We start from the raw sequence: 12971 nt of genomic DNA on the forward strand, positions 1-12971 counted from the left end.
AACTTCCATTTCGCGCACAGACCGCCATTGGGCGTCGTTAAAAAGCTCTTTTGATGCAAAAATGCATTGAAAATAGGGCCAATTGATTCAAGAATGCATTATCGATTCAGAAACGCATCAAAGGAGCGCCCGGTGAGCGACATCGATAGCTGCGTCCTGCAAACCATCGTGGAAACAGCCAACGACCATTTCTTCATCGTTGGTGGCGACGGCCGCGTGCTGGATATCAGCCCGGGCGCTGAAGCGGTTTACGGGTTATCACGGGAGGAACTGCTTGCCAGCAGCGTTCAACAGCTACAGGCCGCGGGGGTGCTTAAGCCGTCGATTACGCTTGAAGTAATGCGTACGCGTCGGCCTGCGCAGCTTATGCAGGTCACCGGGACAGGCCGACGAGTCATTGCCGAAGCCTACCCCGTCTTTGTGGAGGGCAAACTTGAGCGCGTCATCAGCCGCTCGCGGGACTTGACCGACCTGCAGTTGCTGCAAGATGAATACGCTCTGCTGCAAAAACGCTTCAGCGAACACCTGAAGCGCAGCCATGCCGCCCCCGATGCCGAAGAGCAGGCGCTGGATGACGCCCTGGATGACCTCCAGGTCAGAAGCAATGTCATGCGCGAAATTGCCCTGCTGCTCAAGCGCGTGGCCCCCTCCGATGCCAACGTGCTCATGCTGGGCGAGTCCGGCGTGGGGAAAACCGCCTTCGCCAAGCAATTACACCGCTGGAGCCAACGCTGTAACGGCCCTTTTATCGACGTCAACTGTTCCGCCATCCCCGAGAACCTTTTCGAGTCAGAAATGTTCGGCTACCAGCCCGGTGCCTTTAGTGGGGCGGCCAGGCAGGGCAAAGCGGGACTATTGGAGCAGGCCGAAGGTGGCACGCTATTTCTGGATGAGATCGGCGAGCTGCCGCTTTTGATGCAGACCAAACTGCTCAAGGTGATTCAGGATGGCAGCCTGACCCGCCTGGGCGATACACGACCGCGTCGGGTCGATTTCCGCCTGGTGGTCGCCACCAATCAGGACCTGGCCAAGCAGGTCGAAGCCGGGCACTTCAGGCTGGATCTCTACTACCGCCTTAACGTGATTCCCGTCACCCTGCCGCCGCTTCGCGACCGCCGCGAGGATATTCCCGACCTTGTCGACGCCTGCCTGAACCGGCTGAACCAGCGCTACGGTCGGCAAAAAATCCTGGGCAATCAGGTATGGTCGACGCTGATGGGCAGCGAGTGGCCGGGCAACGTCCGCGAACTGGAAAACTGGCTGGAGAGGGCCTGGCTCTCAAGTCCGACTGACCAGATCGATAGTGTCGCACTAGGGCCCCAGCGCGCTACCGAGCAAGAACCGCCACGTCCTTCGGCTTTTACAAGCGCCCCGCTTAGGGACGACGAAACCCTGTCTGCCTACCTTGCGCGTCTTGAGCGTCAGCTTCTTGAAGGACTTTGCCAGACGCATACCAGCACCTACGCCATCGCCAAACGGCTGGGTATCAGTCAATCCACCGTGGTGCGTAGGCTTCGACAGCACAGTCTTAACGCTCCCCAGCGCCAGCCCAGATAACACACGCAGTAGGCATAATTACACGCAAAGACTGTCAGGCCATCGACTCGCCCAAGCCTGACCGAGAAGGCAGGAGCTCTGCAAGCTTCCCAGGATCAGTTAATCATCCTCAAGCCATGGCCCGCTCCAACCGCTGCTTGCGCCGCTCCCAGTCCGGCATCACCTGTTCCAGCAGCGCGAAAAATGCCGGGCCATGATGGGGTTCGGCGCGGTGACAGAGTTCATGGGTGATGACATAGTCAATGGCGTCCACCGGCGCCTGAACCAGGCGGCGATTGAGCAGCAGGCGGCCGGCAGGAGACATGGACCCCCAACGCTGCTGAATCCGCCGCACGATGATCCCGATCGGACGGAATGACTGCGGCACCGCGAAGCGAGCCAGGCAGTGCTCGAGCCGCTCGGGGAACTTGACGTGAGCCCGTTCCCGATACCAGGCCTCGACCAGCTCACGCGTCGTCTCGGGGCAGTGGGGGCGAGGGGTCTGCACGACGATGAAGCCCCGGATCAGCGTCACACGCTTGTGCGTATGCGGGATCACTTTCAGGCGATACTGCCGTCCGAGGTAGAGGTGCGTTTCACCGGCGAGATACTGCCGCTCGGGTGTACGCGGCAGGAACTGTGAAAAATAGCGCTGCTGCCGCACCACCCAGGCGGCGCGCTTGCGCAGTCTGGCTTCGATGGCCGCCAACGGTGTTTCTATGGGGGCTGCGATCATCACCGAGGCGTCCGGCTCGACGGCGATTTCGAGCGTCTTTCTGGGTCGGCGTACGACCTCGTAGTGAATCTCCTGGGCGCCATAACGCAGGCAGTGACGTTCCCGAATCATGCGGTGAACCTGGCTCGGGCGAGGTTCATGATCTTCTGCTCCAGATCGTCCAGCACCTCGACCGGCAGATCGACGCCTTTCTGATCGCGGATGACGTCGAAGAAGTAATCGTCGATGGCGTTGCGTAGATCGTTCTGCGCCATCTCGTTCGACCACAGGTCGACGATCAGATGTGACTTGATGATCTCGATGATGTCCAAAGAGATGATGGCCGCTTCGTCGCCCGCCACCGTCGCCTCGTCCCGGGTCTGGAGTTGGCCGTCGAGGATACCGAAGAACGCCTGCCCATCCTCATCGCCTTTGAGGCGCTCCGGCACATGATGGCCGCGCTCTTTGCGCGCTATTTGGCTTGCCAGCTTTACCACGCTCTGCAGGTACTCACGTTCTGAGAGACGCTGCTCGCGATAGGCGCGGATCGTCTCTTCGAGCAGCTCCGAGAAACGTTTGTAAAAGGTCGGGTCCTCATCCATGTTCTCGGTGATCGCCCGCCGCGTGGCACTGGAGATGCGGTCGGCCTTCGAGGCTTCCGAGACGCCGGTTTCCTCGACCACCGCCTTCAACGCATCGGGATCGTTGATGTTGACCACATCGATGATCGTCTCGGCGGGCATCGCCACGACATGGTCGTCGAGCAGCTTCTGGATCTTGGGCTCAAACTCGCGGATATCGACCGTTTCCTGATAGCGGATCTGGACCGAGCGCTTGAGTTCTGAGAACTGCTGCCAGTCGCGCTTCAGCGTGTCGACTCGGGCCTGGTCGAAGACGTCGAGCAGCTTGTCCGACGACAGCGCGATGTGCAGGCAACGGCTGAAGGCGCTAAGGCGCGCATAGAAATCCTGGCGGCGCGCTTCGTCGGCGAGATGGCGCTCGAACTGCTCCATGTCGCGCTTGTTGCGCACCGGCTTGAACAGATCCCAGAGCTGATCGTGACGCTGAGGCAGCTTGCGGATCTCCTCGCGGACATCGTGCACCGTCCCGGCGAGGTCCGCCGCTTCATAGCCCTCGAAAGCGTTGTAGGTGGTCAGCGCGCTGTCGAGCTCGCCGAGCAGGCCTTCATAGTCGATGACGAAGCCGAACCGCTTCTCCGTATCCCCCTCCTCGAAGAGTCGGTTCACGCGCGCGATGGCTTGCAAAAGATTGTGCTCCTTGAGCGACTTGCAGACATAGAGCACGGTATTGCGCGGTGCATCGAAGCCGGTGAGCAGCTTTGAGACCACGATCAGGATTTCCAGATCGCCAGAGCCCTTGAAGGCCTCGACGATCTCGCGATTGTAGGCCTCCTCGGTTTTGTAATGCGCCATCATCTTCGCCCAGAAGTCGCGCACGAGATCTCGGGCGTCCTGGTCGACCTCTTCGTGGCCCTCGTTGTCGTCCGGCGGCGAGATGACGATGGCGCTCGAGACATGGCCGATCTCGTCGAGCACCGCCTTGAAGCGGACGGCGGCGGCCTTGGAAGGCGCTACGAGCTGAGCCTTGAAGCCGGTGCCCTGCCAGTGCTGGCGGTAGTGCTCGGAGATATCGAACGCCTTGGCGCGGATCGCCTGCTCGGTCTTGGCCAGTGCATCCATGCGCGAGAACTTGCGTTTCAGATCGCGGCGCTGATCCTCGCTCAAACCAACGCTGATCTTGTCGAACCAGCGGTCGATCACCTGACCCGAGACCTGCTGCTCGACCAGCCTGCCCTCGTAGAGCAGCGGCACCACGGATTCGTCGGCCACCGCTTCGTCGATGCCATAGCGGTGGATCAGCCGGCCGAAGGTCTGTAGCGTGTTTTTCTCTTTCTTCAGCAGCGGCGTACCGGTGAAGCCGAGATAGCAGGCGCGGGGCAGCAGCCGGCGCATCTTGGCGGCAAACTGGCTATGCCCGCCGTAGCGGCCGGTCTGTGTGCGGTGGCTTTCGTCGACCAGTACGAAGACGTTGGGATCGTCATCCGGCAGCTGATTTTGCTTCAGCGCGGTATCGAACTTGTTGATGATCGTGGTGATCAGTGGCGCCTTGTCGCGCACGAGTTCGAGCAGATGCGCGCCGGTCGTCGCTCGTACCGGCTCCAGATCGCAGGACTTGAACGTCCCCTTGATCTGCCGGTCGAGATCGTCGCGGTCGGTGACGATGATGATGCGCGGATTCTCGATGCCGCTTTCCAGCGCCAGGGCACGACCCAGCATTACCATGGTCAGCGACTTGCCCGAGCCCTGAGTGTGCCAGATCACGCCGCCCTTGCGCGCGCCGCGGGTATTGTACTGGTGGATGGTCTCGATCGCCCGCCGGATGCCAAAGAACTGCTGATGACGCGCGATCTTGCGCACACCGCCATCGAACACGGTGAAGCGACGTACCAGATCGAGCAGCCGCGACGGCCGGCACAGCGCGTAGAGCGTTCGATCCTGCTCGGTCACGGCGCGCTCGCCTTCCTCCCGCATCGCCAGAAAGTGGTCGCGGGCATCTGCCAGGCGGCCGGCATAGATCGCCTGCGCTTCCGCGATGCTCAGAGGCTGGTTGGCCGCCGCCAACAGTCGCTCGGCTTCGTCTTCGCTGGCGAGTTCGGCCATCTGCTCCGGGGCCGGTGCTGCCGTGGCGGGGAGCGTGCGCGCCATGACGGAGAGGGCGTCCTCCGCATCATCCTCTTCCCGCCAGCCGTGCCAGAACTTCGCCTTGGCACCGACGGTGGCATAACGCGTCTCCACCCGGTTCATGGTCATCAGCAACTGCGCAAAGTGGAAGAGCTGGGGAATGCCATCTTCGCGCTGATAACCGATCAGCTGACTATCGGCCTTATTCAGGTCTTCGGTGGGCCGCTTGTTCTCGATCACCACGAACGGAATGCCGTTGACGAACGCGACGATATCGCAGCGCCGGGTCTGGCGAGACGCCGTCCGCTCCACCGCGAATTCGGCGGTGACGTGGAAAACGTTGTTCTCGGGCGTCTCCCAGTCGATATAGCGAAACGAGTGGCTCTTGGAATCGCCGTCGATGGATTTGGTGATCGTGGTGCCGAGCACCAGGGTGTCGTAGATCTCCTGATTGGTGCCGCGCAGCCCCTTCAGCCGGTCCGGCGTGGGCTTGAGCCGCCGCAGTGCCTCATGGGCATCCTGCAGGTCGAAAGGGTACTCTCGCCCCCGATGGGTGAAGCGGTTGAGGCGCATCGACTGCTCAATCAGGATATCGTCCAACACCACGTTCTTGAGCCGCCCACCGCGCAGGCGCAGCGCCTCCGCCTGCGACAGCGGGGTGAAGCCCAGCGCCACCAGCAGCTGTAGCGCGGGAACCTGGGACTGGTGTTTTTCGGCGGCGTCGAAGGTCATGGCTTACACTCAGGCTGCCTGGTTGTGTGATGGGGCTTCACTCTTTTGGCCCCTCATCGGCTGTACGTAAAAAGGTGCTTAGCTGCTTGAGCTTTTCGAGCAGTTCGTCGAACGTCACAATCTCCACGTCCTTGGAATTTCGCCGAAAAAGCTCGAAGGATTTCTGCTGATCGTTACCTTTGGGTGTGTTGCCAATAACAAGACAGCAGTGAACGGCATAGGACTCTATATCATAGAGCCGAGTATTTTCCTTGATCTGGGCAATCTGCTTCTGGAATTGGTACTTCTGATCCAAGACCTGGTTGATCGATCCTGATAGGTCGGCCGAGGGAGTAAAAACACCATCACGATATGGCGTCTTGTTAAGGATTCCGGTCTGCGGCGTCTTAATCTCGAAAATTGCAGTATTATTAGTCAGGCTGTTCTTCACTAGAAAATCGGTAATTTTCTCTCCGTTGCCTGACAATTTTCTTCCACCCACTGAAGCCTGGTCTCCAACCTTTATGACAGGATAGCCAAAGGCCATGTTCAGGATGAAGGGGTTCTCGTTAAAGAAATCCTGCCAACGATCCTCTGTCAATTTCTCGCCAAGCATTTCTTCGTATCGCTTGATTAGCGCTTCGAGTGTCACAAGTTCGATATCGCTGCGCAGCTTGGCAAGCTTTTCTGGCTGCTTTTCGACAAGACTTTCAGCGTGCGTGCTTAGGGCTTTGATAGCAGCACTCTGCTCCTCCTCGGATAGCTCTTCCTTTCCCTGTGCAACGGCGGTAAAGAGTTTTCTGTACGGATGTCGACCTGGCTTAGGCTCTCGCTTCTGTATGCCAAGTCGGTCTGCAAAAATATTGTGAGTGGCTGATTCTTTCACAGCGTGGGCGGCAGTGCGGGCCAAATTATCGATGTTATTGATGGAACGCCGCGCCTGGTCGAAGTCGCTCTCGGAGATGTAGAATAGCTCTCCATTCTTCGAGTCGGGGCCTGTGGACTGCTTATCTGTAATGATGATTTCGACACAGTCTGAAAGCTCTTCCACAGTGTTGATGATAAACCGATACGGTTTCGCCAATCCGAGCCCGTAGGCGTAGTCTTTGGTGAAAGCAGAAGGCAGATGTTCGAGCATATCCATGATGTCTTCGAACTTCGGTACGCTATTTTCCGTTTCGAAGGAATCATCAAATTCCGACGAAACGATATTGGTGTCAGCAATCGTGATTCGCTCGACTTGGCGGTATTTTTGTTCCAGGAAATCAGGCTTGTCGCCGAACGTACCTATCGGATAAATGGTTAGAGAGCGATCTTGCCTATTAATCTCCAATAGCTTTGCCCTATGCGCTTTCACCTGATTCGCGTCGAGTGCTGCCACCTCCAAACTATGCGCAGGTGGTACAAAAAAGACTTCAATCAGGTTGGAATCACACTCCTCGATTTCTAATATACCATCCTGCTCTGGGTTGTGTTGGCGAAAGAGTCTTGCCATCAAGCTATCTCCACTTCAACACGCCACTCTCCGGTCAGCAACTTCTGCATCAGCCCGCGTTTTTGGCGAGTCACGGCTTTTATTTCACGTTCTGTCGCTTCCAGGTCGTCTCGTGCGGTGTCCAGTACTTCTGTAATCGCCTTCTGCTCGTCGAGTTCTGGCAGTGGTAGCTTCAGTGCGGCCAAATCGGCGTAGTAGGTGCGTTGGCGAACGCTGCCCGAGCCACCGCTGTTGATGTAATGGGCCCACCACGACGTTTTTCGCAGATGGTCGAGATAGCCCGGATCGAGCCCGTCGGCGTTGCAGGCAAAGACAACGTAGTCGGGGCTGACCAGTACCTCTTCGTCGCGGTGATTCATCGCGATGGAGCCGACATTGATACGCATCGGGTTGTAGGCAAAGGCGCGAGGCGGCAGGCGCTTATAGCGGCTGATATCACCAGCAATGGTCTGCTCACGCATGGGCACGACACCCTGGGCCTTGGTCACCCCCATGACGTAGTCGCGGCCGAGTCCATTGACTCCATTTCGTTCGGTCAGCTCATGGGTAACGACCGCAAGGCGTGTCGGCGTCCAGTCGCGTCGCTGGCCGTTCAGACGAAGGCTTCCAAAAAGAAGTGTTGCCCTCAGGCTTTTAAGGCGCTGTGTCTTAGCCACTCGAAGCGTGGTGAGCTTTTCAAGCGCATCGTCCCAGGTTCGCAGAATCTCGGCGATCTTGCGTTGTTGTGGGAGAGGAGGAAACGGGAGTGGAGTGGACTTCAACAGTTCGGTGTCGAGTCGACCCGTTCCATGGCCGGCGGTATCCACATGCCTAAGAATATCTGACTGCCTAGCTATGATGGAAAGTGCCAAAAACTCACCATCGACCCCTTCTTTCGGGATCAAAGCCTTTATGTCTTGATTGAAAGCTACCGGTCGGTTGCAAAGAACTACCGGCAGCCCTTTGAAGAGCCCCATGCCCCGGACAAGGACCAATACGGCTCCTAAAGGAACTACCCGGACAGTCCTCGCTCCCTCATTGGTTAAGCTTTCCGCCACACCATTGAGGCGCATAACCTTCATGTCCTTGACCGTAACCCATGGGACAGGGCCATTCCAAAAGTCTGGTCGCCTTTTGTTTGGCGTTCCTCCAGAGCAAAAGGTTGCAAGCCCAGAAACCGGCATGTACCGCCATCCCTCAATCATCGCCATGCCCCTTCTTCCCCGACTTCGCAACATCGGCGATGCGCTTCAACTCCTCGAGATCGCCCGCTTCATCCGCCGCCTGCTTCTGGGCGGCCTTGCGTTTGGCATCGAACGCCTCGTAGCGCTCGTGGGCGATACGCTTTGCGGCTTCAGCCGAAATGGAGCCCGCGCCCTCCAGCTTCGGCAGTTCGTTCGCAGCCAGGAAGGTGTCGAGCACGCGCTCCCACTCTGCCAGCCGCATGGTTTGCCGTCGCGTCGCACGCAGTTCGGCGGTATTGAGGAAGGTCTCGACTATCAGGTTGAGTTCCTTGATCTCGGCTTCGGCCAGATAGTTCTTGGCCGTGGCGACATCGGCCTTGCGCAGTGGGCGCCCCTTGTCGGCGTTCTTCCAGGTCATTAGCCCCATATTGGGCTGCTCAGGATTAGCGCGGGCGCGAATCAGCTCGCCGGCGGTATGGCTGGTCACGGCGTTGAGCATCTTGTTCTGGATCGTGGCGTAAAAGGTGGTCACGAACGGCGACCTGGCGTCGTAATCCTCGCTGAGCGCCAGGATATCGCGCACTTTCTGATAAAACCGCGCTTCTGATGCGCGGATATCGCGGATGCGCTCGAGCAGCTCGTCGAAGTAGTCCCAGGTGGGGTCCTTCAGGCGTTCGTCGTGCATGACGAAGCCCTTGACGAGATACTCCTTCAGGATCGTCGAGGCCCAGCGGCGGAACTGCACACCGCGGGGGCTGCGCACGCGGTAACCCACCGCCAGAATCAGCTCGAGGTTGTAGTGCTTGAGCGATCGGCGCACCTGACGCCCACCCTCGCTACGAACTTGTAAGAATTCCTTACAGGTTGCCGCCTCGGTCAGTTCTTCATCGTCATAGATCGCCCGCACGAGCTGGGTGATGCCCTGCGGGCTGGAAGCGAACAGCTCCGCCATCTGGCCCTGGGTCAGCCATACGGTGCCATCCACGGCACGCAGCTGAATCTCGGCCTGACCGTCCTCGGTGGTGTAGAGAATGATTTCGCCTTCAGACATCGACGCCGAGCTCCTTCAGATAACCATCCATCTTCTTTCGAACTTCGGCCAGCTCACCTTCTATCCGTACGATGTCTCGCTGCACGGCAGCCACGTCGATCTCTTCCTCCGGCTCGAAGGTATCCACATAGCGAGGAATATTGAGGTTGTAGCCGTTATCAAAAAGCTCCTCGGGGCTGGCGCGATGGGAGTAGCGCTCAATCTCGGCGCGGGTGCGGTAGGTCTCCAGCACCTTGCCGATATGGGCGTCGTCCATCACGTTCTGAGTCTTGCTCGGCGTGAATGACTTGCTGGCGTCGATGAACAGCACGTCGCGGCGTGATTCGTTGGCACCGCCTTCCTCCCGCGAGCGGTCGAAGATCAGGATGGCAACCGGAATCCCCGTGGTGGTGAACAAGTTGGCAGGCAAGCCGACGACGGTGTCGAGCAGATTCTCTTCGATCAACTGCTGGCGAATGCGCCCCTCGGCACCGGCGCGGAACAGTACCCCGTGAGGCACGATGACCGCGACGCGGCCGGATTGGCGCTTGGCGATTTCGATCATGTGGGTGATGAAGGCGTAGTCGCCCTTCGATTTGGGCGGAACGCCGCGCCAGAAGCGCGCGAACGGATCGGCACCGGCGTTCTCTGCGCCCCATTTATCCAGCGAGAACGGCGGGTTGGCCAGCACCACGTCGAAGCGCATGAGGTGGTCGCTCTCTACCAGCGCCGGGCTGTTGAGGGTGTCACACCACTCGATGCGCGCGGCATCCTTGGCGTGCAGGAACATGTTCATGCGCGCCAGTGCCCAGGTGGCGCCGTTGACCTCCTGACCGTAGAGGGCGAAGTTTTCGGAGCCGACCTCCTGGGAAGCCTGGATCAGCAGCGAGCCGGAGCCGCAGGCGGGGTCGCAGATGGTGCTGCCCGACTCGGGCGCGGCCAGTTTGGCCAGCAAGCGCGAGACCGCCGTGGGCGTGTAGAACTCGCCGGCCTTCTTGCCGGCGTCCGAGGCGAAGCGCGAGATGAGATAGATGTAGCACTCGCCGATGATGTCCTCGGTCACCCGCGAGGGGCGCAGGTCGAGTGCGGGTTTGGCGAAATCCTCGAGCAGGTTCTTGAGCCGGCGGTTGCGGTCCTTGGGGCGGCCGAGGTTGGCTTCCGAGTTGAAGTCGATATTGCGAAAGACACCTTCCAGCTTGCTGCGATTGGCGTCTTCGATCTTTTCGAGGGCGATATTGATCAGCTCGCCGATATTGGGCGCATTGCGCTGTGCATGCAGATCGAAGAAGCTCGCGCCCTCGGGCAGAACGAAGCGTTCGCGCTCCAGACGGCGGCGAATGCGCGCCTCGTCGCCGTCGAACTGCTCGCGGTAGGTCTTGAGGTGGTCGTTCCAGAGATCCGAGATGTACTTCAGGAACAGCATCACCAGGATGTAATCCTTGTACTGGCCGGCATCGACGGCACCTCGGAAGGTGTCACAGGCGGCCCAAGCGGTCTGGTTGATCTGGTGTTGCGTCATTTGGTCGGTCATTGGGCCATTTCCTTGTGATCGGCGGCCATCGCGGCTTCGCCGAGAATGAGGCTCGACAGGCGTTCTCTATGCGTGGCGAGTTCTCGCAGCAGGCGCCCTTCCTGCCGAGCCAGAGCGTCGAGCTCGACGATGCGGCGTTGCGTGGCAAGATCGGGCACGACAATCTCGAGCTGTTCGAGCACTTTCATTGGGATCATACGCAGGCTAGTGCCCTGAGCTTCGGCGCCAAGCCGACGCTGGGCGTCAGGCTGATTGATGGCCCAGGCCAGATAGGCTGGCAGCAGGCAATTTGCGTTGGGACGCAGGATCACGAGAGGGCTGACGACGAGCAGGGGTTCTGCCAAGGTGTCATCGATGGCCGTCGCCGAGTTTGGTACCCCTCGGGAGCGAAACACGACGTCGCCGCTTGCTACGAAATAGCGATCAGCAAGCTTGCCTAGCGCATAGCGCTGAAATGGCGGCAAAGGTGGCGTTGCATCCGTGGTGACATCTCGCAGTTGAAGTGCGGGAACTCCACCTTTCGCGACAGACTCAAGCTTAGCGCGCGCCGTAAACCCAGAATGGATACTGCAAAGCTCTATGAGCCTCATGCATTTATCTCTGTAGGAACATTTACAGCAATATACCCACAGGCATCGAGATGATCAATTATTTTTTTGCAGTTTTTTACCTACAGAGTTTTAAAAAGAAAGCAGCGAGTAAAACAGCTTGGGGTTAAGCGCACGTAGTTTTAATCCATTGTTCGAAAGACGATTTTTTACGGCATCGAAACCACGCGCTTTCGCTCTTGCCGCTCACCTGGGCATCAGCCAGTCAAGCGTCGTACGCCGACTGCAGCGTTACGGTATTACGGTCTCCAAGTAAATATTTCGCTTGACACAGCTAACGTAACCATCCATCCATGTAAGTGTCATGCAGTTGCAACACCTTCAACACAAGCTGGATCAATAACAACCAACAGCCGGTGATGTGTGTGCTATGCCAAATCAATCGCGTATCCGCCTGGAACGCGTTACCAAACGTTGGGACGCGATACCCGCTGTCGATCGTATTTCCTTCGACGTCACCCCGGGTCAATTCGTCATTTTGCTGGGGCCGTCGGGCTGCGGTAAATCGACCACATTGCGCATGATTGCTGGCCTTGAAGAGGCCAGCGACGGGCGTATTCATATCGGTGATCGCGACGTTACCCGGTTGCCGCCTGGGGATCGTGGTCTGAGCATGGTGTTTCAGTCCTACGCACTATTCCCGCACCTGAGCGTGGCTGACAACATCGTGTTTGGTCTGCGCAGCCGCAAAGTGCCCAAGGCCGAGCAGCGCGAGCGGCTGGCCAAGGTCGCCGAACTCGTTGACCTCACCGACTACCTGAACCGCAAACCGGCCCAGCTTTCCGGCGGCCAGCGCCAGCGCGTGGCGCTGGCGCGCTCGGTGATCTCCGAACATCCGATCTGCCTTATGGACGAGCCGCTTTCCAACCTTGACGCCCGGCTGCGCAGCGATATGCGTCGGGAAATCAAGGCATTGCAAAGCCGCCTTAACATGACAGTGATCTACGTCACCCACGATCAGGTCGAAGCCATGAGCATGGGGGATCGTGTGATTCTGATGCAGCACGGCAAGATCGTGCAGGATGGTACTCCTGACGAGCTGTACAACCGCCCGGCCAGTGCCTTTGCCGCCAGCTTTATCGGCAGCCCGGCCATGAACCTGCTGCCGCTTGTGCCAGGCGAACAGGGTGCCGCGATTGAAAGCGAACCCGACACAACGGTAGCCCCGCTGGAAGCCGCCAACGGGCAATTGGGCATCCGCCCGGAAGATATCGAGCTACGCCCTGCATCAGCTTCCGGGGTACCGGCAAAGGTGCTGAGCGACGAATATCTGGGCGCCGACACCATCGCCCACCTGGCGGTCGGCGACCATACCCTGCGGATCCGACTGCGCGGCCGCCACGCGATTACCGGCCAGCACTGCCGGATCGGCTGGCCTGCGTCCGCCGCGCACCTCTTCGCCGAGGACGGCCTGCGTCGTGACGATCTTGCCGCTTACTCACTCATGCCCACCGTATCCCCGGAAAGCGAATTACCCACT

General features: G+C 59.0%; 8 protein-coding genes and 1 pseudogene (1 of these 9 only partly in view). 2 read left to right on the forward strand and 7 right to left on the reverse strand.

The genetic code is table 11. The annotated features are described in order from the left end of the window. Positions 1-132 precede the first annotated feature (132 nt). On the forward strand, positions 133-1557 hold the full coding sequence (locus B7L15_RS16280; RefSeq protein WP_085919984.1) for a sigma-54 interaction domain-containing protein: 1425 nt from the start codon (positions 133-135) through the stop codon (positions 1555-1557). 109 nt (positions 1558-1666) lie between these two features. On the opposite strand, the gene B7L15_RS16285 is transcribed toward B7L15_RS16280, so the two are convergent. From B7L15_RS16285 to B7L15_RS16315, 7 genes are read right to left on the reverse strand one after another with little or no spacing between them, the layout of a single operon-like run. Then, positions 1667-2383, reverse strand: a complete 717-nt coding sequence (locus B7L15_RS16285) for a M48 family metallopeptidase (RefSeq protein ID WP_085919985.1) — start codon at positions 2381-2383, stop codon at positions 1667-1669. Beyond that, positions 2380-5685, reverse strand: coding sequence for a type I restriction endonuclease subunit R (locus B7L15_RS16290; protein WP_085919986.1), 3306 nt, complete (start codon positions 5683-5685; stop codon positions 2380-2382). The genes B7L15_RS16285 and B7L15_RS16290 overlap by 4 nt, the downstream gene beginning before the upstream one ends. Before the next feature lie 37 nt (positions 5686-5722). Continuing rightward, the gene (locus B7L15_RS16295; RefSeq protein ID WP_085919987.1) at positions 5723-7159 is read right to left on the reverse strand and encodes a Shedu immune nuclease family protein; all 1437 of its coding nucleotides are present in this window, start codon (positions 7157-7159) and stop codon (positions 5723-5725) included. After that, positions 7159-8376 carry a restriction endonuclease subunit S gene (locus B7L15_RS16300; protein ID WP_085919988.1) on the reverse strand — a complete coding sequence of 406 codons (1218 nt, stop codon included), beginning with the start codon at positions 8374-8376 and terminating at the stop codon, positions 7159-7161. The genes B7L15_RS16295 and B7L15_RS16300 overlap by 1 nt, the downstream gene beginning before the upstream one ends. Further along, entirely contained in the window at positions 8336-9373 is a 1038-nt protein-coding gene (locus B7L15_RS16305) for a virulence RhuM family protein (protein WP_085919989.1), read from the reverse strand. The genes B7L15_RS16300 and B7L15_RS16305 overlap by 41 nt, the downstream gene beginning before the upstream one ends. Further along, on the reverse strand, positions 9366-10883 hold the full coding sequence (locus B7L15_RS16310) for a type I restriction-modification system subunit M (RefSeq protein WP_085919990.1): 1518 nt from the start codon (positions 10881-10883) through the stop codon (positions 9366-9368). Before B7L15_RS16310 ends, B7L15_RS16305 begins: the two co-directional genes overlap by 8 nt. After that, positions 10880-11347, reverse strand: a complete 468-nt coding sequence (locus B7L15_RS16315; protein ID WP_217808059.1) for a restriction endonuclease subunit S — start codon at positions 11345-11347, stop codon at positions 10880-10882. Before B7L15_RS16315 ends, B7L15_RS16310 begins: the two co-directional genes overlap by 4 nt. Before the next feature lie 514 nt (positions 11348-11861). On the opposite strand from B7L15_RS16315, the pseudogene B7L15_RS16320 reads away from it, so the two are divergent. Beyond that, positions 11862-12971: pseudogene (locus B7L15_RS16320) on the forward strand (ABC transporter ATP-binding protein) (its annotated part continues 20 nt past the right edge of the window); the annotation flags it as partial.

Origin of the sequence: Halomonas sp. CSM-2 (assembly GCF_002119345.1) — a bacterium.
In the GTDB taxonomy this organism is placed as follows: Bacteria; Pseudomonadota; Gammaproteobacteria; order Pseudomonadales; family Halomonadaceae; genus Vreelandella; species Vreelandella janggokensis.